Raw genomic sequence first — 23998 nt, forward strand, 5'->3', positions numbered from 1 at the left:
TGGGGACGTGTAGCGGACCGGACCGCGGACACCGATTGGGGGCGTTATGGCATCGATCAGCGACGGAGGCCACCGATGACGGGCCAACCCATCTCGCGAGCGCTTTCACGGCTCGTTCTCGACGGGCTGCGGCCTCTCGTCGATCGGCGTGTGCCGGCATCGCGGCAACCTTTCGACTCCGCGAGCATGCTGCGCCCACATGCCACCAGCGGGCCGTGGACCGCAACCCACTACGGCGTCTTCATCCCACAACTGCCGGCACCCCACCGCTACTTGAACACGATGACGCTGATCGGGGCGACCGGCACGGAACTGTTCGACAACGACTATCTGACCGCCCCGGATGCCAGGCACACCGCCACTGTCCTGTCCTCCACGGCCGCGCCGGACCAGCACCACTACCGCGCCTACGACACGGCCCATGACTGCACTTTCACCGACGACGGGGCACACCTGCGCTGGGGCGACGATCTCACCATCGACGTGACCCATCCGCGCGTCACCGTAACCGCCCGCTACCAACACTTTTCGGCGGACTTGGAACTGATCGCCACTGATCAGGTCTCGTACTTCGTGAAGAGCCCCGTCTACGACCACCTCAGCCTGCTGGCCACCTACTCCGGAACCATCGAAGACGAGTCGGGAGTCAGCACCGTGAGCGGGCTCGGCACCGTCGAGTACGCGCGATTCCTGACCCATCAGTCGCTGACCTCACGGCCGCTGCCCGACCGCCTGAAACTTCCGGTCGACTTCTTCACCTACCAGATCGTCAATCTCGACGACAACACCCAGTTCCTGCTGACCGATGTCCGTGCCCGCGGCCGAATCGCCTGCCGCCTGGCGCATCTGCGCGTCCTCGGCGGGAAGACCGACGTCTACGCCGACACCCGGATGGACGTGATCGAGTACCGCGACACCCCGATGATCGATGACCTCGGACGCAGCATGGCTGTCCCCCAACGGTTTCAGTGGACCGTGAGCGACGGCAACAGCCCCGTGCTCACCCTCGACTGCAGCGTCGACACCCCGCTGCGGTACGGGCACGGCCGTGGTTACGTGGGCGCGTACAGCTTTCGCGGCAAGTACCTCGGAAAACCCGTCGACGGTTCCGGATACCTCGAATGGGTCGATACCCAGCGCACGCCGATCGAGATCTCGGCACCCTCGGACATGTAGTTTGCCCGGACGCTATGAAGCCTTCGCCTTGGGGGCCGAATAATTTGGCTTGCCGAGGCCGAGCACATGCTGAGCGATCATGTTGCGGAACACCTCGAGGGTGCCGCCGTAGATGCCGACCAGCGGCGCGAAGCGGTACACGTACTCACTGCGGTCATCGGCTCCCCCGTCGGCCCCGATCGGCAGTGCGGCCACTGATCCCGCGATGTCCATCAGATCCGGGGCGATGTCACGCATGGTCTGTGCCAACGCCACCCGACCGAAAATGCTGGGCGAAGACAGCGATGCCTCCAACCGAGCCACACTGCGCCCCAACCGATATGCGACCGAGCCATCGTCGACCGCGGCACGGCCACTGGCATCCGGGGTGCCGACCAGAGCTGCGACGTTGTCGGCAGCCTCGGCCATGAATCCGGCCTGATGCATCATGATCGCGACATCGGCCAGGCCGTCGTCGGCGGCCGCGACCGCGCCGTGCTCGGCGTCGAGCGGTTCACGGACCACCGTCCAACCGCCGTTGACGTCACCGAGTCGGTACTTGTCGTCGACCCGAACATCGGAGTAGTACACGATGTTGGTGCGGTCACCGTCGACGGTACGGATGCCCTGGATCTCGATACCCTCCGAATCCAGAGGCACCAGGAACATGGTGAGGCTCTTGTGTTTGGGCGCCTCCGGATCGGTGTTGGTGATCAGGAAGACGTACTGGCAGTTGTGCGCGCCGGTGGTGAACATCTTGGAACCGTTGACAACCCATTGGTCGCCGTCACGGACCGCGCGGGTCTTGCAGGTCGCCACATCAGAGCCACCCTCGGGTTCGGTGTAGCCCAGGCACAACCGAACGGTGCCGTCGAACACCCCGCGCAGCACGTCGTCGCGGATTTCCGGGGAGGCGAACTTCGCGACCGATCGCGCCACCATGGCAGTGGTCCCCCAGGTCACCCAGGGCACCTCGGCGCGGCGCTTCTCCAGCTCCCAGATCCGCCTGCGCACCCGGGAGAACCCGCCGTCGGCCTCGGTCTTCCATTCTTTTTCCAGATAGCCTGCGGCGCCCAGGGCCAGGTGCACACCCTCGTCGAAGTTGTCGCCGGTCTCGCGATCCCGCCGGATGACGTCTTCGGTCACCACACGCGCCAGAAAATCCCGTACCTCGGTGCGGAAAGCCTCGTCCTCGGCGGACAGTTCGACCTGTGAGAAATCCACTGTAGTTATCCCCTAAACCTTTGAAACTTCACGACTCTCGCGGTCCGCCACGATGCGGGCGATGTGCACCGCGGTCGCGCCCGGATCACCGCCGGCCAGCGCCCAGCCGCGGGCACGCACCAGATACGCGGTGGCTGCCGCCTCCGCGGACACCCCGAGGCCACCCTGCACGTGTACCGCCGTGGTGGCGGCCTTGGCGGCTTCTTCGGCCATGAACACGAACGCCGACGGCGCGAGTTCGGGCCGTTCGTCGGGCTCGTTGTCGAGGAACCACGCCGCCCGGCGCACCAGACCACGCCCACTCTGGACAGTGATCGCGATGTTGGCCAGCGGGTGTGAAATACCCTGCAGCGTCCCGATCGGTACGCCCAAGGTGTACCGGGACTTGGCGAACTCGGCGGCGATCGTCATGGTTTCCTCGACCAGACCCACCAGAGCCGCCGCGGTCAGCAGGCGCCATTCATCCAACGCGCGCTGATAGGCCGCCAGCGCCTGTTCACCATCGGCCAGCACCACCCGGCTGTCAGCGGTCGCCGGATCCACCCAGGCCATCGGGAGCTTCCCGATGTTGTCCACCCGGGCCGGGCGCGTCGAGAAACTCAACTGCGCAACCGCACCGTCATCCTTGCCGTCCCGAACGATGATGTGGTCGGCAACGGAGCCGGCCGGGATCAGCCGAGTGCCGCTGGGGGCAACCTGCTGGGGGTCGAAGGCGACCAACCGGGTTCCGTTGACGATCTCCTCTGCGTCGTCGGCGTCCAGCGCGCCAAGTCGGGCCAGTAGCCGCGCCGCCACCACATGGTCGATCCACGGCACCGGGGCCAGCGAGCGGCCGATCTCCTCGGCCACCAGGGTCAGATCGACCAGCGTTGCCCCGTCACCGCCCACGGTTTCCGGGAGTGCCATCGTGGTGGCACCCATGGCGCACAACCGCTCCCACAGACTCTTGTCGAAGCCCGATGGTTCGGCCGCACGCACCGTCTCGATGTCGGAGTGCGTCTTGAAGAACTGCCGGTACGCGGTCTGCAGGTCGATGTGGTCCTCGGTCAGGCTGTAATCCAGCCTGCGCAGTTCGTAGCGGTCCATCAGCTCTCCTGATTCTCGCCGAAGAAGAACTCCGCGGCATTGTTGTAGAGGTAGTTGTCCAGCACATCAGCCGGCAGGTCGAGCGCCAGCGCCTCGGGCACGACGCGCTGCATCCGCAACACCGGGAAATCCGAGGCGAAGATGACCTTGCCCTTGCCACGGGTCCGCATGAAGTGCAACAGGCTCTCCGGCAGTCGCTTCGGCGACCACGCCGACGTCATCAACCGCAGGTTCTGGTATTTGATCAGCATCCGGATCGCGATGTCCCACCACGGATCTGCGCCGTGGATCATGCACAGCTTCAACTCCGGGAACCGCACGCAGACGCGGTCGAGGTGGATGGGGTTCTGCACCTCACCCGGAATCGGCGGGCCGGGAATGCCCGTGTTGACGCACAGCGGCAGTTCCATCTCGGCGCATTTGGTGTACAGCGGGTAATACACCGCGTCGCTCGGCGGGTACTGCCCGTCTCCCCAGAAGCTGGGTCCCACAACGGTATAGGCGACCGGGAGGTCGGCCACAACGGCTGCGAGTTCACGCAGCGACGGGATGGGGCGCAACAGGTTGACCCCACCCATCGCCAGCGCGAAGCGGTCGGGGTGCGCCTCGACAAACTTTCGCGCTGTCACCGACGGTTTGGCCAGGGAATCCATCAGGATCGCCTTGCGCACACCGTGGGTGTCCATCTCGTCGAGCATCTCCGACAGGTCGATGGGGTCATACATCGACTTCGGACCCTTGAAGTAGTCGTCGCGCACCTTCTTCATGAAGGTGGGCTGGTTCTCGGTCTCGCCGAAGTGCACGTTGGCCAGACAGTCGATCACTCGGTTCTCTGCGCGTGTCATGCTTTGATCTCCGCCTGTTCCGAGGCCAGGCTCTTCGCCCAGCGATAGTCGGCCTTGCCGTTGCCGAGTCTGCGAATCTCCTCGACGAACAACACATCCTTGGGAAGTTTGAACCGGGCCAGCCGGGTCGCGCAGTGCTCCCGGAGAGCTGCTGCGTCGACCGCATCCCGCACTGCCACCAGCGCGACGACTTCTTCACCCCACCGCGCACTGGGCCGACCGACGGCCAGCGCATCCACCACCTGAGGATGTGCACGCAGGACTTCTTCGATCTCCTCGACGAACACCTTCTCGCCACCGGTGTTGACCACCAACGAGTCCCGCCCCAACAGGCGCAGGGTGCCGTCGGCGTCGAGCGAGGCGCGGTCACCCGAGACCACCACCCGTTCACCGGCCACCTCGGGGAAGGTTTTCACCGTCGCCGCTTCGTCATTGAAGTAGCCGAGCGGGATTCGGCCGTTGCGCGCCACCCAGCCCACCTCGGCGTCGCCGGGATCGAGGAAGCGGGAGTAATCGTCGGCGAGCACGAGCCCACCGGCCCGCAACTGGAAGGTTTCGGCGGTCGGGGTCTCGCGCTGGGTGTGGCCGAATCCCATGTTGCCGGTCTCCGAAGAGCCGAATCCGTTGATGATGGTGATCTGCGGGATGTGTTCCAGCAGCGCACGTTGATGTTTCGGGTTGGTGGCCGCGCCACCCGTGCCGATCGCGAACATCGACGACAGGTCGTAGGAACGCCGGCCGAGCTCCTCGACGATCGGCGCGGCGTAGGCGTCGCCGACCATCGTCATCAGCCCGATCCGCTCCCGCTGCGCGGTTTCGAGCACCGTGCGCGGGTCGAAGCGTGGCTTGGTGTCGTGCAGCACCACGGTCTGGCCGGAGAGGAGACCGGAGAACGCGGTCCACATCCCGGCGGCATGCATCAACGGCGACACCGCGAACCACGGCGGGCCGGCATTGGCCACCTTGTCGTGGATCTCGCCCACCTGGTCGTGGTCGGCGCCGTTCATCGATGACACGTAGATGTCGCCCTGACGCCACATCACGCCCTTGGGACGACCGGTCGTGCCACCCGTACAGACCATCAGCAGGTCATCGGGCGAAGCCGAGCCTGAACGCTCCGTATCCCCTTGGGCGAGTGCGTCTTCCAGGGAGACCGCACCCGGCAACTCGGCACCGTCACCGTCGTCGACGGAGATCAGCACCTCGACTGTGCCTGTTCCGAGGACATCTTTGAACCTGGCCCCCAGCGATCGGTGGTAGATCACCGCGCGGGGCTTCAGGTAGGCCAGCAGGTCGGCCACCTCACCCGGCGAGTAGTAGTAGTTCACATTCACCGGGACCGTCCGCGCCTTGAGGCAACCGATCACCATCTCGGGGTACCGGTCGTTGTGCATCACGAGCGCGACCACGTCCTGACCGCATTCCCACCGGTTCAGATCCCGACGCTCCCGGTACGCGCCCAGCCCGCGCGAGGCCAGAAAGTTGGCCAGCCGCCGGGTCAGTTCGGCCCCCTGCGCGAAGGTGGTGCGGCGGGTGCCGCACACCGTCATCTCCCGGTCGGGTACCGCCTCGGCGATCGCATCGACGACGGCGCCGATCGTCCACTCGGCCATGCCGGCGACTACGCCGGTACCGTGAGGTGCCGGGCGCCAGGGGCGGTCCGGTTCACGTCACCGAGCAGGGCAAGCGCGTTGTCGCGCATGACTTTCCGGGTGTCCTCGAGGCTGAACTCGGGGAACTGCGGGATGTCGGCGGTGAACGTGGTCGGATCCGCGAGCCCCTCGCCGTGGGGCCAGTCGGAACCGAACAGGATCTTGTCGACGCCGATGGTGTCGGCGAGCAGCTTCACGTCATCCTCGTAGTACGGCGCGATCCAGACGTTGTTACGCAGCTGCTCGACCGGATCCTCCGTGAAGTGATACGGCGCGTTGTTGGCGGCCTTCTTGAGCCGCTTGATCAGCCGGTAGACGAAGTAGGAGCCGTTCTCGATGCTCACGACCCTGAGCTTGGGATGCCGGGTGAACACCTGGTGCACGATCATCGAAGCCATGGTGTCGTGGATGGCGCGGTCGTCCATGATCACCATGTCGAGCGGATCACGCTTGCCGAACCCCTTGAACACCCCGCTACCGCCCCACAACGCCGGGACCGCCATGTACCCGGAGTCAGAGAGATGGAAGACGACCGGGACGCCGGCTTCGGCCAGGCGTGCCCACACCGGATCGTGCAGCGGGTCACCGAGTGAGCGGGGCCTGACCGCACCCGGTACCGGCGCCGGCCGCACACAGACGAGCTTGGCGCCGCGGCTCAGCACGAATTCGACTTCCTCGACAGCCTTTTCGGGATCGGCCAGCGAGATGATGGGCGCCGATACGAAGCGGCCGTCGGGCCGGTCGAATCCCCAGTCCTCGTCGAGCCACAGATTGAAGGCGTGCACCGAGGCCATGGTGGCCTCGATGTCGTGCTTGAGCCCTTCCTCCACACCGCAGGCGAAGGTCGGCAGCATGAACACGGTTTCCAGGCTCTGGCGATCCAGGACTTTCACCCGGGCATCGCGATTCTGGTACTCGGGATGGTCAGCGAGCCGGTCGACCTTCATCAGTGACGCTGGGTCCACCCCTTCGGGGATCTCGCCACGGAACAGCAGATCCAGGCAGCCCGGTTCGATGATGGGATCGAAGGTGGGGTTGGGGATGAAATGGTTGACCGTCCCACCGAACATCGCCATGGTGCGTTTGCCGTCTTGCACCATCTGCACGCCACGGCTCCGGAACTCCTTGGGCAGGTGCCGGGTGAACGCATCGATCGGCTCGTAGTAATGGTTGTCGACGTCGACGGCGAGGTACGGAAGCCGTTCGGGAGCTTCGGTCATGTCATCAACCTTCTTTCAGGGGCGGGAAGTTCGGGGGCCGTTTTTCGAAGAATGCGGTGATGCCCTCGACGAGATCGGGGCGGACCATGGACTCGTGCATGAGTTTCTCGGCGCGGTCGCTGACGTCGACGACGTTGTCATTGGCGTCGCCGTAGAGCTGGCCCTTGATCACCGCCATTGAAGCCGGCGAGCAGTTGCGGGCCAGATCCTCCGCGTATTCCAGGGCGCGGGTCAGCAGATCCTCAGGCGCGACAACCTCTTTCACCAACCCGAGCGCGGCGGCCTCCTCGGCGAAGAATGTCCGGCCGGACAACAACAGGTCCGCCGAGGCGCCCCAGCCGGCCAGTCGAGGCAGGATCCAGGTGATGCCGTATTCGCCGATCAGCCCGCGGCGTGGGAAGGCGGTGGCGAATTTCGCGCCGGCCGCCGCGAATCGGACATCGCACATCAGCGCGTGGGTGAGGCCGATGCCGACGCACGCCCCGTTGATGGCGGCGACGACCGGCTTGCGCAACTCGGTGAGAAAGTGCGGGTGACGTTCGCCGACGATCTTGCTGACATCGGTGTCTTCGTTGATGCTGGCGCCCAGATCCTGCATGGCGCCCATGTAGGCGCCGGCGCAGAACCCGCGTCCGCTACCGGTCAGCACGATCGCCCGGACCGCCGGATCAGCTTCGGCGCGATCGAAACTCGCGTAGACACCGGCGGAGATGTCCGCACCCCAGGAGTTCAGCCGATCGGGACGGTTGAGGGTGATAACCGCAACCCCTCCGTCGGTGACCTCATAGAGGACCGCCTCGGTTCCCACACTGTCAGCGACCGTCATGCGCCGCTACCTCCCGATGCCACACCAGCCGTTCAGACATACATACTGTATACCTATCGGTAGTGCATTCCGCAAGCCTGGCGCTGCCGCTTCGACCTGCATAAAGACGGTTCAGGCGCCGATCAAACCGAGCTTTCGATAAGCGGTCTCGATCTGGGTCTTCGCAGCATCCGGCAGCATTGCCTGGGGCGGACGGGAATGCGGGTAGTCGCCGATGGGCAGGCCCAGCACCGAGGCCGCGTATTTGAACGCGTCGGCCCAGTGGGTGAAATAGTCGGCGCGGCCCGGATAACAGGTGAACCAGGACCCCATGTCGAGGCTGAACTGGTCCAACCCGGACTCCCGGCCGAAGTCCATCGCCTCGATGAGCCGGTCCGCGTACACCAGGTCCCAGTACTCGGTGAAGATGCGGCGCTGCGGGGTCTCATAGAGGTATCCGGCCGTGCCCAACTGGGCCGGGCAGACGATGCCCTCCCGCAGCCAGCCGGCCCGGTACACCGTGGTGTCGCATTCCCAGACCGCCAGATACGGCGCCAGTTCATGCAGTCGGCGGCTCGCCGCGGGCCGGAACGCCCCCTCCTTGGTGGCGCAGACGGCCGGGATCGCCTCGGCGATCCGGGCGCTTTCGTCGGGTGTCAGCACGTACCCCGAGGACGGTGAGTTGAACATTCCCAGCGCGATATCCGTGCGATCGGCGATGTAGCGGAAGAAGCGCAGAACGCCCTCTCCGGCGTGCGCCTCCATCATCGGCGTCTGGATGTAGACGATGTCGGCTCCCGCCTGCTGAGCATGCAGCGTGAGCTCCAGACAGTCCTTGGCCGACGTCGCCGCGGTGCAGGCCTGAATCACGACACCCGGATTGGCCCGGCGTCCCTCCTGGATCGCCACCTCGAGCAGTTGCTTGCGCTCAGCCAGGGTCAGCGCCCAGAACTCGGCCAAACCGCTGGTGCACCAGAGCATCTGGTGAGCGAGATCGCCGGCGCAGTAACGCACCAGGTGCCGGTAGGCATCCCAGTCGATGTCGTCGCCGTCGGTTCCGCGGAACGGGGTATAGAGCGAGTCACCGATTCCACGCAGTGCATCCCGCGCCCAGTCCCGCGCTTCGGCCGCCGTCGCCATATCGTGCTCCTCCTGGGTCAGATAAAGTCGCTACCGCCGTCGACGTTGATATTCGCACCAGTCATGTACGAGTTGCGCTTGGATGCGAGAAATGCTGCGACAGGACCGATTTCGCTGGGAAGTCCGGCACGGGGCAGGTGGGCGGGATGCCCGAAATGCTCGTCGATGGCGGCCATCAACGCATATGGGTCGTCGCCGTCGACACCCACCGTGCCGGCCCAGCCCCGCAGCGACTCCGACGAGATGCTGCCCGGGGAAACCACGTTGACCATGATCTCGTCCTTGGCCAGCAACAATGACAGGTTCTTGGACACGCTGTTGACGGCAGCCTTGGCCGCGGTATAGGCCGGCAGCCGCGTGCTCTGCCGCTGGGTGGAGTGGGCCGAAAAGTTGACGATGCGCGCCCATTCGGCGTTGCGCAGCAACGGCAACGCCGTACGCACGCAGCGCACCATGCCCATGAGGCCGGCGTCGAACGCCTCCTGCCACTGGTCGTCGGTCAGCTCCTCGAAGTTGCCCGCGGCCCCCGGGCCGACCGTGTTGATCAGCGCGTTGATCTCACCCCAACGCTCGCCCACGTCGGCGAAGGCCCGCTCGACCTGGGAGCTGTCCGAGGTATCGGCCACGATCGCCACCGCCTCCGGCGATCCCAGGCGGACCAGCTCCGTTGCGGCAGCGTCGAGTACGTCGCGGGACCGCCCGAGGATCGCGATCCGCGCACCGTCCTCGGCCAGACATCGGGCCGTCGCGAAGCCCATCCCCCGGCCACCGCCCACGACGACGGTGGCCGCACCTGCGAATCCGAGATCCATGACGAATCAGTTCCCCGGCCGCTTCGCTCCTGCCCGCAGGCCTAGGAACCGGTCCAATTGGGTGCGCGCTTCTCGGCGAAGGCGATCGCACCTTCCTTGGCGTCGTTGGAGGAGAAGACGGGTCCGAGCAGTTCGCCCTGCTTCTTCCACATCTCGTCGGCCGACCACTCCGCCGACGACGCGATGATCTCCTTGGTCACGGCCACGGCCAGCGGGCCGTTGGCGGTGATCCGATCGGCAAGTCCGAGCGCACCGTCGAGCGCCTCACCGGGCTCGGTCAGTTTGTTGACGAAACCCCATGCGGCGGCCTCCTCGGCGGTGAAGCTGTCGCCGGTGAGCGCGAGTTCCATCGCCTTCTGGTAAGGGATGCGCTGATGCAGCCGCAGCAGGCCACCGCCCCCGGCGACCAGACCACGCTTGACCTCGGGGATGCCGAACTTCGCGACCTTGGAGGCGACCACGAGGTCGGTCGCCAGGACCAGCTCGGTCCCACCGGCGAGGGCGAACCCTTCGACAGCGGCGATCAGCGGCTTGCGCGGCGGACGCTCGGTGAAACCCGCGCCGCGCCCGGGAACGTAGGGCAGTTCCCCCGAAGCGAACGCCTTGAGGTCCATGCCTGCGCAGAAGTTTCCGCCGGCCCCGGTGAGGACGGCCACCGACAGCTCGGGGGTGTCGTCGAGTTCGTCCATGGCATCGGCGAGCCCTTGGACCACCGCAAGATTGAACGCATTGCGCGCTTCCGGACGATTGATCGTGATGACGAGCGTCCGACCCCGACGCTCCCGCAGAACTTCTTCCGACACCAATTGCCCCTTCGCTCACGAAGCCCAATAACCCGGAAAAGCCTACTATAGTGTTTACAGTACAAAGGCGGCACCCCGTCGGCCATGCCCGAGCGACGCGTCGTCGCCAACGGTGGAAGGCACCCACGGAAGGGCTACCGGTAAGGTTGACAGCGACAAGACCCCGCGACACGCGCGCATAGGCGCAGTTCAGGTGGCGGCCGGCGGTAAATTCACCTGCGATTGAACCGCGGCACAGGGACGACTTGAGCAGATTCGATTTCGATGGAGGTGCCCGCAGTGGCAAAGCAACCGACCGCTGAGAAACGTCAACGGCGCGAACGCGGGTCCATCAATCCCGACGACATCATCAACGGCGCTTTCGAACTCGCCGAGCAGGTGTCGATCGACAACCTCAGCATGCCGCTGCTGGGCAAACATCTGGGCGTCGGTGTCACGAGCATCTACTGGTACTTCCGCAAGAAGGACGACCTGCTCAATGCGATGACCGACCGCGCACTGCGCGAGTTCGTCGTCGCCACCCCCTACGTGGAGGCCAAGGACTGGCGCGAGTCACTGGCCAACCACGCCAGGACCATGCGAAAAGCCTTCATGGGTAACCCCATTCTGTGTGATCTCATTCTCATTCGCTCGGCCCTGAGCCCGCGCGCCGCCCGCCTGGGCGTGCAGGAGATGGAGACCGCGATCTCCGGACTCGTCGAGGCAGGACTGTCCGTCGAGGACGCCTTCGACACGTATTCCGCCGTGTCTGTACACGTCCGCGGGTCGGTTGTGCTGCACCGCCTCTACGAGAAGAACCGGGCCACCGACAACGCGCCCGGCGACTACGAAGAGACCATGGTCATCGACCCCGAGGTGACCCCGCTGCTGGCGCAGGTCACCAGCGAGGGGCACCGCATCGGGGCGGCCGACGAGAAGAACTTCGAGTACGGCCTGGAGTGCATCCTCGACCACGCCGCGCAGCGGATCGAGGCGAATGCCGGTAAACCGGCCAAGAAGGCACCTGCCCGCCGGAAGGCCGCGGCCAGCTGACTCCGCGTCCCCGGCACATCCTTCTCGGATGTTCGCGCCGGGGACACAGGGCCAACCTTCTCTAGACCTCGATGACCAGCCCGCCACCCTGGCCGCCGCCGGCGCACATCGCGGCCACGCCGATACCGCCACCGCGGCGCTGCAGTTCGTAGATCAGGGTGGTGACCATGCGGGCACCGGAGGCCGAGATCGGGTGGCCGAGGCTGCAGCCGCTGCCGGAGAAGTTCACCAGTTCCTCGTCGATGCCGTACTTGCGCACAGCGGCGATCGGCACCGAGGCGAACGCCTCGTTGATCTCCCACAGCGCGACATCCGAGGGCTTGAGCCCGGCCCGGTCCAGGACCTTGCCGATTACCTCGACGCCGCCCAGTCCGGTGTCACGAGCGGCGACGCCGACCGCGCCCCACGCCCGGACCTTGGCCATCACGTTGAGGTTCTCCGCGGCCGCGTAGTCGTCGCCGACCAGCGCGACAGCAGCGGCAGCGTCGTTGGTGCCGCTGCTGTTGCCCGCGGTGATGGAGAATCCTTCGATCTCCGGGTGCAGGACCTTGAGTTCGGCGAGCTTCTCGGCGGTGGTGCCGCGGCGCGGGTGCTCGTCGACGCTGAACTCGATGACCGAGCCGTCGGGCTGGTTGACCTTCAACGGCACGATCTCGTCGAGGAACTTGCCCGCGTCGATCGCGGCGATGGCCCGCTGGTGCGACCGCGCGGCCCAGGCGTCCATGTCCTCGCGGGTGATCCCGGCGGCCTGTGCGGTGTTCCAGCCGACCGTGATCGACATGTCCCGCATCGGCGCATCGGGGGTCTCCACGTGCGTCGGGGTCATCCACGGTTCGATGAACTCGATCTCGGGCCCGAATCCCGGAACGCGCCACTTCATCAGCGGCGACGAGGACAGCGACTGCACACCGCCGGCGATCAGGACCCGCTCCATGCCGGAGCCGATCTGGGCCGACGCGTTGCCGATCGCGGTGAGCGATCCGGCGCAGTGCCGGTTGACGGCCTGGCCGGGCACGGACTGCCAGCCCAGTGCGTCGGCTGCGTAGCGCGCGATGTCGCCGCCACCGTAGTTGGATTCGGCGAAGATCAGATCATCGATGGCCTCTGGGGCGATGCCGGCGCGACGCACGACCTCGGGCAGGACGGTGGTGATCAGGGTTTCCGGCGGGGTGTTGACCAGGGTCCCCTTGAAGGAACGGCCGATCGCTGTGCGGGCAGCGCCCACGATGACGGGTGTTGGCATGGTTCCACCTTTACGCTATATCGTGTTTCTGTAACGGTATCAGGACGGGTTTCTACTGCGGTTCGGGGACGTGGAAATGCTCGTCGCGCAGGCGGAACGCTTCCTTCGTGCCATGCTGCGCGCGGGTCTTGACGAAGTTGAACTCACCTGGCGAAAACTGCAGGTTGGTGCCGTAGGCGTGGAAGATGTAGCTGGCCACCTCCTCGCCCTGGTATGCCTGACTCTGCTCGACGAGCCGGAACGCCTCCTTGGCGATCACCACCCCGTCGGCCGGCATCTTGGCCGCCTTGGCCGCCCAGTACTGCGCCCGCGCCGTCACCTGATCGGCATCGCACGTGTCGGTGAAGACGCCGAGGTGCTCGATCGAACCGGCCTCGACGATGTCCCCGGTGAGCAGCATCCGCCGGGCCAGCACCGGCCCGAGGCGGTGGAAGAACATGTGCAGGCTGCCCAGCGCCGGGCCGAGGAACCGGGTGGCCGGCATCCCGATCCTGGTATCACGGGCGATCACCGAGATGTCGGTCATCAACGCCATCTCGAATCCACCGCCCAGTGCGTAACCGCTGATCTCGCCCACGGTGACCTTCGGGAAGCCCATGAAGTTGTGGTAAAAGCCAAAAGACTTGCGGTCCACCGTCAGTCGGCGCCGCTGGCTTGGGCGACTCTTCTTGGGAGCCTCGCCCCTCTCCTTCTCGCCATACCAGCCATACGCGTTGTTCATGTCGGCACCGGTGCTGAACACGCCCTCGGCCCCGCGCAGCAGCACCACGGTCAAGTCGTCGTCGTCGGCCACGATGTCGAGGTAGCGCGCGACCTCGTCGCGCATCGCGGCGTCATAGGAATTGCGCTGCTTGGGATTGTTCAGCGTGATGGTGGCGATGCGGTGGTCCGCATCGACCTCGAAGAGCACCCGGTCATCTGTCATGCGAAATCAACCTCGCTTCAATGGTTTTGTCGTTGTCAGCGGCCAGCGTGGTGCGCCGCGCCGCGGTGAGATGGTCGGCCGCGAGCTTGGTCGCCCGGGCCGTGTTGCCGTCGGCGATCGCGTCCACCAGCCGTTGGTGGTCCCGCAATGCGGCCCGCATGGTCGGGGCTGTCATGCCCGCCTCGCCTTCACCTGTCCACACCCCGGATTCGTGCGTGGACCAGATCAGCTCCAGCGAGCCGATCAGCAAGATCATCGGCTCGTTGCCGCATCGGGATACCAAGGCCTCGTGGAACCGGCGGGCGTTGGGCACATACTGGGAGATGTCGTCGAACTGGTCTGCCTGACGGTCGATCTCGGCCCGCAGATACGGCACCACCTCGACGGCGCGGTCCTCCCGCGCGGCGCACATTCCCGCACAGATCGGCTCAAGGTGTAGCAGGGCCTCGCTGACGTCGGCCGGCGTGGCGGCCCGCGTCTGCAGCACCATGCCGATCATGTGGGCGGTGCGGTCTGCCGACGGCATCTGCACCACCGCTCCCCCGACATTTCCGCGGCGGACCGAGATCAACCCGTCGGTCTCCAGGAGATGAATGGCCTCACGCAACGCCGGTGGACTGACCCCGAACTCCTGGAACAGGCTCTCCTGGGTGGGCAGGATGTCGCCTTCCCGCAGTCGGCCCGACAGGATGTCATCGCGCAGTTTGGACGCGACGATCTCGGCAACCCGAGGCTGCCGGATGCGCCTGGCGCGTCCTTCCATCAGCGACCTTTCCTTGCTAACTTGTACAAGATAGTAACCGCATCGCCTACTGTATGGGCAACTGTATGGATTGGGAAAGGCTGGAATCCAGGTGAGTGACGGTTCGGTGACCACGTCCCGCGCGGACTCCACCCTGCGCATCACCCTCGACCGCCCGGCGCGGCGTAACTCGTTGAACCATAAGATGATCGACGAGCTGGTCGGCATCTTGTCGGCGGCCGCTTACGACGATTCCCTGCGGGCGATCGCCATCACCGGGGCCGGTGACAACTTCTGCACCGGGGCCGACTGGGTCGCCACCAACGATTCAGGTCAGCGGCCCCGCACCGGCGATCTGGTCCGCCGGATCCCGCACACCGCGCACCGCGTCATCGAACTGGTCGCCACCATCCAGCTGCCGGTGGTGTGTGCGGTACGGGGCTGGGCCGTCGGGCTGGGCTGCAACCTGGCACTGGCCGCCGACTTCACCATCGCCGACACCGGCGCCACCTTCTGGGAACCGTTCATGAGCCGCGGGTTCACCCCCGATTCCGGCGCGACCTGGCTGTTACCCCGGCTGGCCGGGGTGGCCAGGGCCAAGCGCATGCTGCTGCTCGGCGAGCAGGTCACCGGGTCCCAGGCCGCCGACTGGGGGTTGATCCACGATGCGGTTGCCGCCAACCAGTTCGATGAGGCAGTGGACTCCTTGTTGGCGCGGCTGGCCGCCGGACCGACCGTCGCGATCGGGCTGGCCAAGCAGGCCATCGCCTACGGCCAGCACGCAACGCTCTCCCAGTCACTCAACCAGGAGCTGTCCAACTTGGAACTCTCCTGCCGCACCACCGATTTCAAAGAGGGCCTGGCCGCGTTCCGGGACCGCCGCGACCCGGATTTCCAAGGCCGATAAGACAATAAGAGGACAGATGACTGCGTTTGCGACATACGACACCATCAAGTACGAGGTGGACGGCCACAAGGCCACCATCACCTTGAATCGGCCCGACGCGCTCAATGCGCTGTCCCCACACATGATCACCGAGTTGCGGGCCGCCTATGACCAGGCCGAGAACGACGACAACGTCTGGCTGATGATCGTCACCGCCACCGGCCGCGCATTCTGCACCGGCGCCGACGTCAAGGAGATCCCCGGCGACGGAAAGGTGCTCAACGAACGGCCGTATCTGTCCACCTACGAACAGTGGGAAGCGCCGCAGGAGGGCACCCCGCCGTTCCGCAGCATGGCCAAGCCCGTCGTGGTGGCGATCAACGGAATCTGCTGCGGCGCCGGCCTGGATTGGGTCACCACCGGCGACATCGTCATCGCCTCGGACAAGGCGACGTTCTTCGACCCACACGTCAGCATCGGCCTGGTCGCCGCCCGCGAGATGGTGCGACTGGCCAAGGCCCTGCCGCGGTCGGTGGCGTTGCGAATGGCCTTGATGGGCAAGCACGAACGCATGACGGTCGAGCGCGCCTACGAACTCGGACTGATCACCGAGATCGTCGAACATGACAAGCTGCTGGCACGTGCCCACGAGATCGCCGACACGGTCTGCCTCAACGCCCCGCTGGCGGTCCGGGGAACCCGGCTGGCCATTCACAAGACCCTCGATCTGCCGTTGCACGAGGGCGAGATCCTGGCCGAGACGTTCCGCGAGCGCGTGGTCCGGACCGAGGATGCGCTGGAGGGACCCCGGGCATTCGTGGAGAAGCGCAAGCCCAACTGGCAGGCACGCTGATGAGCGCTCGCGCGAAGAGGAGACAGCACTGATGGAGACACTGCTCCTCGACTTCGACCACGGATCACGGGTCGCCACGGTCACGCTGAACCGGCCCGACGCGCTGAACTCGTTCAACCGGGCCATGTGCAATGAGATGCGCGACGCCTGGCACGCCATCAAAGATGACGAAGGCATCAATGCCGTGGTGTTGCGGGCCGCGGGCGACCGCGCGTTCAGCGCCGGCCTGGACGTGAAGTCCAGCTATGGTCAGCCCGAGATCGTCTGGAACCACGAGGATCCCGGCGAACTGCTGAGCCCGAAGTGGCAGAAGATGTGGAAACCGGTGGTCTGCGCGGTGCAGGGCATGTGCACGGCCGGCGCGCTGTATTTCGTCAACGAAGCCGACGTCGTGATCTGCTCGCAGGAAGCCACGTTCTTCGATTCCCACGTCAGCGCGGGTCTGGTGTCGGCGCTGGAGCCCATCGGCCTGATGCGGCGGGTCGGGCTCGGCGATACCTTGCGAATGGCGCTGATGGGCAACGACGAGCGCGTCGGCGCCGAGACGGCGCTGCGCATCGGACTTGTCACCGAAGTGGTGGCCAGGGACCAGTTGTGGGACCGCGCGAACCAGATCGCCACCACCATCGCCGCGAAGCCGCCGACGGCCACGCAGGGAACCGTGAAGGCGATCTGGGAGTCCCTGGACAAGCCCTACCGCGCCGCCATGGACCAGGGCCTCATCTACACCCGGCTGGGCAACCCGATCGCCAAGGCCGAGCTGGCCGAGCGCCCCCTGCCCAAGACAGCACCCCGGATCCGCTGATGGCCCATCCCCTTTCACAACGCATCGACGACGTCCTCGCCCTGGATCCGGCCGCGAACGCCATCCAGTACGACGGCCAATGGCACACCTGGGGGCAGGTCGCGACGCTGGCGCGGCGCATCAGTGCGGTGTCGTCCGGCACGCGGGTAGGCATCATGCTGCGCAATCAGCCCGCACATGTGGCGGCGCTGCTCGGGGTGCTGGCCGCAGGCGGAACCGTCGTCGTGATCAACCCGTCCCGCGGTGACGAGCGCACCCGCGCCGACATCGAAGCCCTCGGGCTGCCGGTGCTCATCGGCCTGGCCGAGGACATCGCCGCGCTGTCCACCCCCTCGCCTGCGACGACAACGGTGACGATCCGCGATCTCGACACCGAACCCGGGGTCAGCCCCGCCCAGCGCCCCTCCCAGGATGCGGGGCGTCCGGGTGTGGCGGTGTGGATGCTGACCAGCGGAACCACCGGCCCGCCCAAGCGGGTGGACCTCACCTACGACATGCTGGCCCGCAGCGTCATCGGCCGGGACCCCGAAAATGCCTCGTCTCCAACCGAACTGCGGCGCGGCGTGGCGATCGTCAACTCGCCACTGGTGCACGTCGGCGGTGTGTACCGGGTGCTGCTGTGTATCGCCGAAGCCCGATCATTCGTGCTGCTGGCCAAATTCGACCTCACGCGCTGGGCCGACGCCGTACGGGAGCACCAACCGCGGGCGGTATCGCTGGTCCCGGCCGCGCTGCGCATGGTGCTGCACTCCGACCTGACTCGCGGCGACCTCGCCAGCGTCCGTGCGGTCACCTCCGGCACCGCTCCCCTGTCCGCCGATGACGCCGACGCCTTCACCGAGAAGTTCGGTATCCCGGTGTTGACCTCGTATGCCGCGACCGAGTTCGGCGGTGGGGTGGCCGGCTGGACGCTGGCAGATCACCAGAAGTACTGGAAAGTCAAGCGCGGCAGCGTTGGCCGAGCCAACCCCGGAGCCCGGCTGCGCGTGGTCGACGAGGACGGCAATCCGCTGGAGCCCGACGAGAAGGGCTTGCTGGAGGTCAAACCGGCACAGTTCGATGCCGACGCGGACTGGCTGCGCACCACCGACCTGGCACGTATCGATGCCGATGGATTCGTCTGGATCCTCGGCCGCGCCGACCAGGCCATCATCCGCGGTGGGTTCAAGGTGATGCCCGACGATGTCCGCACCGCCCTGGAGAGCCACCCCGCGGTGCGCGGTGCGGCCGTGATCGGCATCTCCGATGACCGCCTGGGCGAGACGCCGGTGGCGATGGTCGAACTGCACGGCACAGCCACCGTCGACGTTCTTCTCGAGTACCTGGGCGGCCGACTGGCCCGCTACGAGATCCCCACCGACATCGCCATCGTCGAGACGATTCCCCGGACGCCTTCGGGGAAGGCCGATCTCGGCGCCGTACGGGACCATTTCGCCTCGCGTGTCTGACACCGTTGCGGAGCTGCTGCGCGAGTGCGCCGATCGCCCGCTGCTGATCTGCGATGACGGACGGATCAGCTACGCCGAGGCACAGCGCCGCTCCGCGGAGGTGGCCGGCGGTCTGCTCGCCCTCGGCGCCGGTAAGGGCACGCACGTCGGGCTGCTCTATCCCAACGGGGTCGATTTCGTGGTCGGGATGCTCGCGGCCGCCCGCATCGGTGCGGTGGTGGTGCCGTACTCCACCTTCCTCACCGCGACTGAGCTGCATACCCAGGTGCACGCCAGCGATACCGCGATCCTGCTGTCGGCCCGCAGTTTCCGCAATCACGACTACACGCAACGCCTCGCCGGTATCGACGCACCGTGCCTGCGACAGGTGTTGTTCGATCTGCCGCACGCCGACGTCCCGACCCCGACCGAATTCGAAGACGATGTGGACGGGTCCGATCCACTGGCGGTCATCTACACGTCGGGATCCACCGGCTCCCCAAAAGGCGTGGTCCACACCCACGCATCACTGATCGGACATCAGCGCAACCTCAACGCGATCCGCGGCCTCACGGCGGCCGACCGACTGTTCTGCAACTCGCCGTTCTTCTGGATCGGCGGCTTCGCCTTCGGTCTGCTGGCCACGATCACCGCCGGGGCAACCCTGATCTGTTCGAACGCGACCGACGCGGGAGCCACCCTCGACCTGCTGGAGGCCGAGAACCCCACCATCACCAATGGATTCGTCGCCGGCATCAGCCATCTGAGCAGCCATCCCAGCTACCCGAACCGTCATTTCTCGGCAACGCGAGGCAACCTCTACCCCGTCATGGCGGCCGCCTGCCGGCCTGCCGATCCGGAGCTACGGCACAACATGCTGGGAATGACCGAGACCGGCAGTGTGGTCCTGGTCGACGGCGACGACGGCGACCAACCCGAGCATCGTCGCGGCAGCTATGGCCGGCCCGCACCCGGATTCGACACGAAGGTGCTCGACTCCGGCGAATTGTGCGTTCGTGGGCCATACCTCATGCAGGGCTACTACGGACGCAACCGCGAAGACTGCTTCGACGCCGACGGATGGTTTCACACCGGCGATCTGGTACGCGTCGACGACGACGGTTACTTCTACTTCCTCGGCCGCGCGGGCGCGATGATCAAGACCGCCGGCGCAAATGTCACCCCCGGCGAAGTCGAGAAGGCGGTGGCGGCACTGGGACTCACCGCGCACGTCCTCGGCCTGCCCGATACGACTCGCGGTCAGATCGTCGCGGCAGTCATCGTCACCGACGACCCCGTCGACATCGACGCGGTGCGCAGCGAGCTGCGCGCCACGCTGTCGGCCTACAAGGTCCCTCGGGTGTTCGCGGTATGCGGTACCGGCGACGTGCCGACGCTCTCCAGCGGAAAGCTCGATCTACCCGCACTCGCGAGGCTGTTCAGTGCCTGATCGGGAGCCCGACACCATCGACGCGCTGGTGCGCGCGCACGCCCTGTCTGCGCAGGCCTCGAAGTCCGCGGTGACCGACCCTGATGCTCGTCTCACCTACGCCGAACTGGACACGAGCACAGCCGGACTGGCCTCCGGATTCATCGCGGCGGGCATCACCAAAGGGTCTCGGGTCGGGCTCATCATGCCCAACGGGGTGGACTGGGTCCGGATCGCGATCGCACTGATGCGGATCGGCGCCGTCCTGGTGCCGCTGAGCACACTGCTGCGCCCAAGCGAACTGACGGCCCAATTACGCATGGCGTCGGTGCAGTTCCTGTTCGCGGTCGAGGAATTCCGTGGCCACCGATACCCGGTGGACCGGAATCAGGTACCCGCGCTGCGCGCGGTGTGGACCGCCGGGGAAGCAATGGGATTCAGCGGAGCGCGTGGCACTGCGGACGCGCTGGCCAGCTGCGTACGCGAAAGCGACCCGATGGTCATCATGTTCACCTCGGGCAGCAGCGGGCCACCGAAGGGGACCGTTCATTCGCACCGGAGCGCCCTGGGCGCGGTGCGCTCTGGGCTCGAGGCGCGGTGCATCACCGCCGACACCCGGCTGTATCTGCCCATGCCGTTCTTCTGGGTGGGCGGTTTCGGCGCAGGCATCCTCTCCGCCCTGGTCGCCGGGGCCACCCTGGTGACCGAACCCGTACCCCACCCCGAATCCACGCTCGAACTGCTTCAGCGCGAACAGGTCACGCTGTTCCGGGGTTGGCCCGAGCAGGCCGAGGCGCTGGCCCGCCACGCCGGCGCCGCGGATCTGAGCTCATTGCGGCCCGGAAGCCTGGAAGCGCTGCTGCCGGACGGGATGCGGTCACGGCCCGGGGCGCGGGCGTCATTGTTGGGAATGACCGAATCGTTCGGCCCGTACTGCGGATTCAGGGCCGACGCCGACATGCCGGAATCGGCCTGGGGCAGCTGCGGCAGACCGTTCGACGGTACGGACGTGCGCATCGCCGACGTCGAGACCGGCGTTGTGCTGCCCCGCGGGGAAGCCGGGGCAATCCAGATCCGGGGCCCGCACGTGATGCGGGGAATCTGCCGGCGTAGCCGAGAGCAGGTGTTCACCGCCGACGGCTACTACCCGACCGGCGATCTCGGACACCTGGATGCCGACGGGTTCCTGTTCTACCGCGGCCGATCCGACGACATGTTCAAGGTCCGTGGCGCCACGGTGTATCCGAGTGAAGTGGCGCGAGCGCTGCGGTCCCTTCCGGGGGTCCGCGCAGCACATGTGGTGAGCGTTCCTGACGGCCCTGCCAACCGGGTCGGTGCGGCCGTGGTGGGCGACGGGCTGACCGTCGAAGCACTACGCTCGGCCACCCACGCGATCATCAGCTCGTTCAAGGTGCCCACGCTGTGGCTGCTCCTCGACAGGGAGGATGCCCTCCCCCGCGGGGGCACCGGGAAAGTCGACAACGCCGCGTTGCGAGCCATGTTGAGGGAAGGTGTCCACCGATGAAAACCAAAGGCGCCCTGGTATGGGACTTCGGTCAACCGTGGTCGATCGAGGAGATCGAGATCGGCGACCCTCGCAAGGGCGAGGTAAAGGTGGCCCTGGAAACCGCGGGGCTGTGTCACTCCGACCATCACCTGATGACCGGAGACATCCCGATGGCCGACTTCCCCATCCTGGGCGGGCATGAGGGTGCCGGGGTGATCGTTGAAGTCGGCCCCGACACCGAAGGTCTGGAGGTCGGGGATCACGTGGTGATGTCGTTCATCCCGTCCTGCGGTAGCTGCCCGGCCTGCCAGACCGGCCTGCGCAATCTCTGTGACCTCGGCATGGGCCTCCTCGCCGGTGCATCGGTGTCCGACGGTTCGTTCCGGGTACAGGCAAAGGGACAGAACGTGATTCCCATGTCCCTCCTCGGCACCTTCTCCCCGTACGTAGTGGTGCATCGGACCTCGGTGGTCAAGATCGACCCGACAATTCCCTTCGAGGTGGCGTGCCTCGTCGGCTGTGGGGTGACCACCGGATACGGCTCGGCCGTGCGCAGCGCCAACGTCCGTCCCGGTGAGGACGTGGCAATCGTCGGCGTCGGCGGCGTCGGCATCGCAGCTCTGCAAGGCGCAGCCATCGCCGGGGCCCGGCGCATCTTCGCGGTGGACCCGGTCGAATGGAAGCGGGAACAGGCTCTGAAGTTCGGGGCCCACGAGGCCTATCCGGACGTAACCACCGCCTTGGCCGGAGTGGCCGCAGCGACCGGTGGTCGCATGTGCCGCAAGGTCATCGTCACTGTCGGGCGTACCGAGGGCCGCGACGTCGAGTCATGGATGCAGCTCACCGCCAAGGGCGGGACCTGTGTGCTGACGGCGATGGGCAGCGTGATCGATTCCGAGACGACGCTCAACCTGGCCGGCTTGACCTTGCTGCAGAAGAGTCTGCAAGGAAGCCTGTTCGGTGGCGGCAATCCCCAGTTCGACATACCCGAGCTGCTCACCCTGTATCAGCTGGGTGAGTTGAATCTCGACGACATGGTGACCCGCGAATACCGGCTCGACCAGATCAACGATGCCTACCGGGACATGCTGGAAGGACGCAACATCCGCGGTGTCATCCGCTATACCGAGGCAGACCGATGACCACCAACATCTTCGAACTGTTCGAGCTGATCGGTTATCGGGACGCCCCGGGCTCCGACGACGAGGCCGTCGTCGAGCTTCCCGTGGCCCCACACGTGGTGAACACCAACGGCGGTCTGCAGGGTGGTCTGCTTGCCACCCTGGTGGACACCGCGGCCGGCAAGCTCGCCATGCGTCAATTGCCACCGGGCCACAGCGTGGTGACCTCGGACCTCAACCTGCGTTACCTACGGCCGGTGACCGACGGCGCCGCGCGGGCCGTGGCCCGCATCGTGCACGCCGGTAAGCGATCCATGGTGATCCAGGTCGACATCTTCACGGTCCCGAACGATGACCTGGCCGTCGTGGCCACCGTCAGCTTTGCGAAGATCCAGGCCAAGGAGGCAACGTCGTGAAGCTCGGACTGTCCACACCCATTGTCATGCAGCATCCCGGTGAGTTCTCGCCGTGGGAGGCCGACGCCGGACCCGACGAGCTGGCTTTGATCGCCGAGGCGGCTGACGGCTTGGGGTTTCACCACCTCACGTGTGCCGAGCACACCGGGATACCCGCCTCCGCCGCCGCGGTGCGCGGGACGGTGTACTGGGACCCGCTGGCCACCTTGTCGTTCCTGGCGGCCCGGACCCGGCGCATCCGGTTGGCCACCGCCGTGGTGGTGCTGCCCTATCACCACCCGGTGGCACTGGCGAAGAGCTATGGGACCCTCGACCGGCTCAGCGGCGGACGAGTGATCCTCGGCGTCGGCGTCGGGTCACTGACCGAGGAATTCGAACTGCTCGGCGCCCAGTGGGAAGACCGCGGGGCCGCGGCCGACCGCGACATCGCCCGACTGCGGGCCGCGTGGGGGCAACGCGAGGTCGACGGATTCGTCATCGAACCGCACGCCTCCACGACGGATCTCGAGGTCTGGGTGGGCGGGCGCACCAAACGCTCGCTACGGCGTGCCGTCGAATTGGGCACCGGCTGGGTCCCTTTCGGCCTTTCGCCCGACACCATCGCCGAGTTTCTCGCACCGCACCACTTGCCTGCGGACTTCGATGTCGTCCTCTCCCCCGGGGTGTCCCTGGACCCGCTGGGAGACCCAGACAACGCACGAGGCCGTCTGGGCCGGTTGCGCGATGCCGGGGCCACCGTCGCCAACTGCACGGTGCAGGCGCGCAGCGCCGAACACTTCTGCGAGCAGCTCGCGGCGCTTCATGCGATCGGCGAATCGCTGTAGATTCACACCTGGTCGTGCGATGTTGAGATTGCGTACAGGGTCGTGA

23 protein-coding genes are annotated in these 23998 nt (G+C 66.3%); 11 read left to right on the plus strand and 12 right to left on the minus strand.

What is annotated here, in order from left to right:
• Positions 1-75 precede the first annotated feature (75 nt).
• Positions 76-1176 carry a DUF6670 family protein gene (locus ACNQVK_RS26385; protein ID WP_418031880.1) on the plus strand — a complete coding sequence of 367 codons (1101 nt, stop codon included), beginning with the start codon at positions 76-78 and terminating at the stop codon, positions 1174-1176.
• A 12-nt stretch (positions 1177-1188) separates the two neighbouring features.
• Here the strand turns inward: ACNQVK_RS26385 and ACNQVK_RS26390 are convergent, their stop codons facing one another.
• From ACNQVK_RS26390 to ACNQVK_RS26430, 9 genes are all read right to left on the minus strand, one after another.
• Positions 1189-2379: an acyl-CoA dehydrogenase family protein gene (locus ACNQVK_RS26390; RefSeq protein WP_418031881.1), complete on the minus strand. Its 1191-nt coding sequence runs from the start codon at positions 2377-2379 to the stop codon at positions 1189-1191.
• A 12-nt stretch (positions 2380-2391) separates the two neighbouring features.
• Positions 2392-3465: an acyl-CoA dehydrogenase family protein gene (locus tag ACNQVK_RS26395; protein WP_418031882.1), complete on the minus strand. Its 1074-nt coding sequence runs from the start codon at positions 3463-3465 to the stop codon at positions 2392-2394.
• Positions 3465-4310: an amidohydrolase family protein gene (locus tag ACNQVK_RS26400; protein WP_418031883.1), complete on the minus strand. Its 846-nt coding sequence runs from the start codon at positions 4308-4310 to the stop codon at positions 3465-3467. Before ACNQVK_RS26400 ends, ACNQVK_RS26395 begins: the two co-directional genes overlap by 1 nt.
• Positions 4307-5923: an acyl-CoA synthetase gene (locus ACNQVK_RS26405; protein WP_418031884.1), complete on the minus strand. Its 1617-nt coding sequence runs from the start codon at positions 5921-5923 to the stop codon at positions 4307-4309. Before ACNQVK_RS26405 ends, ACNQVK_RS26400 begins: the two co-directional genes overlap by 4 nt.
• 8 nt (positions 5924-5931) lie before the next feature.
• A complete protein-coding gene (locus ACNQVK_RS26410; RefSeq protein WP_418031885.1) occupies positions 5932-7182 on the minus strand; it encodes an amidohydrolase family protein in 1251 nt (416 codons plus the stop codon).
• A gap of 4 nt (positions 7183-7186) precedes the next feature.
• Positions 7187-8008 (minus strand): enoyl-CoA hydratase, encoded by an 822-nt coding sequence (locus tag ACNQVK_RS26415; RefSeq protein WP_418031886.1) that lies wholly within the window; start codon positions 8006-8008, stop codon positions 7187-7189.
• Between the two features lie 111 nt (positions 8009-8119).
• Positions 8120-9127 carry a dihydrodipicolinate synthase family protein gene (locus ACNQVK_RS26420; RefSeq protein WP_418031887.1) on the minus strand — a complete coding sequence of 336 codons (1008 nt, stop codon included), beginning with the start codon at positions 9125-9127 and terminating at the stop codon, positions 8120-8122.
• 17 nt (positions 9128-9144) lie between these two features.
• Complete coding sequence (locus tag ACNQVK_RS26425; RefSeq protein WP_418031888.1) at positions 9145-9939, minus strand: SDR family NAD(P)-dependent oxidoreductase; 795 nt, start codon at positions 9937-9939, stop codon at positions 9145-9147.
• A gap of 41 nt (positions 9940-9980) precedes the next feature.
• Positions 9981-10742 carry a crotonase/enoyl-CoA hydratase family protein gene (locus tag ACNQVK_RS26430; RefSeq protein ID WP_418031889.1) on the minus strand — a complete coding sequence of 254 codons (762 nt, stop codon included), beginning with the start codon at positions 10740-10742 and terminating at the stop codon, positions 9981-9983.
• 264 nt (positions 10743-11006) lie between these two features.
• Here ACNQVK_RS26430 and ACNQVK_RS26435 point away from each other — a divergent pair, with 264 nt between their 5' ends.
• Positions 11007-11774 (plus strand): TetR/AcrR family transcriptional regulator, encoded by a 768-nt coding sequence (locus ACNQVK_RS26435; protein WP_418031890.1) that lies wholly within the window; start codon positions 11007-11009, stop codon positions 11772-11774.
• Between the two features lie 61 nt (positions 11775-11835).
• Here ACNQVK_RS26435 and ACNQVK_RS26440 read toward each other — a convergent pair whose 3' ends face one another.
• From ACNQVK_RS26440 to ACNQVK_RS26450, 3 genes are read right to left on the minus strand one after another with little or no spacing between them, the layout of a single operon-like run.
• Positions 11836-13017 carry a thiolase family protein gene (locus ACNQVK_RS26440; protein ID WP_276127869.1) on the minus strand — a complete coding sequence of 394 codons (1182 nt, stop codon included), beginning with the start codon at positions 13015-13017 and terminating at the stop codon, positions 11836-11838.
• A 52-nt stretch (positions 13018-13069) separates the two neighbouring features.
• On the minus strand, positions 13070-13942 hold the full coding sequence (locus ACNQVK_RS26445; RefSeq protein ID WP_418031891.1) for an enoyl-CoA hydratase/isomerase family protein: 873 nt from the start codon (positions 13940-13942) through the stop codon (positions 13070-13072).
• Positions 13932-14705: a FadR/GntR family transcriptional regulator gene (locus ACNQVK_RS26450; RefSeq protein WP_418031892.1), complete on the minus strand. Its 774-nt coding sequence runs from the start codon at positions 14703-14705 to the stop codon at positions 13932-13934. Before ACNQVK_RS26450 ends, ACNQVK_RS26445 begins: the two co-directional genes overlap by 11 nt.
• A gap of 91 nt (positions 14706-14796) precedes the next feature.
• Here ACNQVK_RS26450 and ACNQVK_RS26455 point away from each other — a divergent pair, with 91 nt between their 5' ends.
• The 9 genes from ACNQVK_RS26455 to ACNQVK_RS26495 are packed head-to-tail and all read left to right on the plus strand — an operon-like array spanning position 14797 to position 23952.
• Positions 14797-15591 carry an enoyl-CoA hydratase/isomerase family protein gene (locus ACNQVK_RS26455; RefSeq protein WP_418031893.1) on the plus strand — a complete coding sequence of 265 codons (795 nt, stop codon included), beginning with the start codon at positions 14797-14799 and terminating at the stop codon, positions 15589-15591.
• Positions 15592-15607: 16 nt separating this feature from the next.
• Positions 15608-16423, plus strand: coding sequence for an enoyl-CoA hydratase/isomerase family protein (locus tag ACNQVK_RS26460; RefSeq protein WP_418031894.1), 816 nt, complete (start codon positions 15608-15610; stop codon positions 16421-16423).
• Between the two features lie 31 nt (positions 16424-16454).
• The gene (locus ACNQVK_RS26465) at positions 16455-17228 is read left to right on the plus strand and encodes an enoyl-CoA hydratase/isomerase family protein (RefSeq protein WP_418031895.1); all 774 of its coding nucleotides are present in this window, start codon (positions 16455-16457) and stop codon (positions 17226-17228) included.
• Entirely contained in the window at positions 17228-18676 is a 1449-nt protein-coding gene (locus ACNQVK_RS26470) for a class I adenylate-forming enzyme family protein (RefSeq protein ID WP_418031896.1), read from the plus strand. Before ACNQVK_RS26465 ends, ACNQVK_RS26470 begins: the two co-directional genes overlap by 1 nt.
• The gene (locus ACNQVK_RS26475; protein WP_418031897.1) at positions 18669-20105 is read left to right on the plus strand and encodes a class I adenylate-forming enzyme family protein; all 1437 of its coding nucleotides are present in this window, start codon (positions 18669-18671) and stop codon (positions 20103-20105) included. Before ACNQVK_RS26470 ends, ACNQVK_RS26475 begins: the two co-directional genes overlap by 8 nt.
• Entirely contained in the window at positions 20098-21609 is a 1512-nt protein-coding gene (locus ACNQVK_RS26480; RefSeq protein ID WP_418031898.1) for a class I adenylate-forming enzyme family protein, read from the plus strand. Before ACNQVK_RS26475 ends, ACNQVK_RS26480 begins: the two co-directional genes overlap by 8 nt.
• Positions 21606-22733 carry an NDMA-dependent alcohol dehydrogenase gene (locus ACNQVK_RS26485; RefSeq protein ID WP_418031899.1) on the plus strand — a complete coding sequence of 376 codons (1128 nt, stop codon included), beginning with the start codon at positions 21606-21608 and terminating at the stop codon, positions 22731-22733. Before ACNQVK_RS26480 ends, ACNQVK_RS26485 begins: the two co-directional genes overlap by 4 nt.
• On the plus strand, positions 22730-23128 hold the full coding sequence (locus ACNQVK_RS26490; RefSeq protein ID WP_418031900.1) for a PaaI family thioesterase: 399 nt from the start codon (positions 22730-22732) through the stop codon (positions 23126-23128). The genes ACNQVK_RS26485 and ACNQVK_RS26490 overlap by 4 nt, the downstream gene beginning before the upstream one ends.
• Positions 23125-23952, plus strand: coding sequence for a TIGR03619 family F420-dependent LLM class oxidoreductase (locus tag ACNQVK_RS26495; RefSeq protein ID WP_418031901.1), 828 nt, complete (start codon positions 23125-23127; stop codon positions 23950-23952). The genes ACNQVK_RS26490 and ACNQVK_RS26495 overlap by 4 nt, the downstream gene beginning before the upstream one ends.
• Positions 23953-23998: the final 46 nt, after the last annotated feature.

The sequence above is a fragment of the Mycobacterium sp. 134 genome (assembly GCF_048282715.1).
Lineage (GTDB): Bacteria > Actinomycetota > Actinomycetes > Mycobacteriales > Mycobacteriaceae > Mycobacterium > Mycobacterium septicum.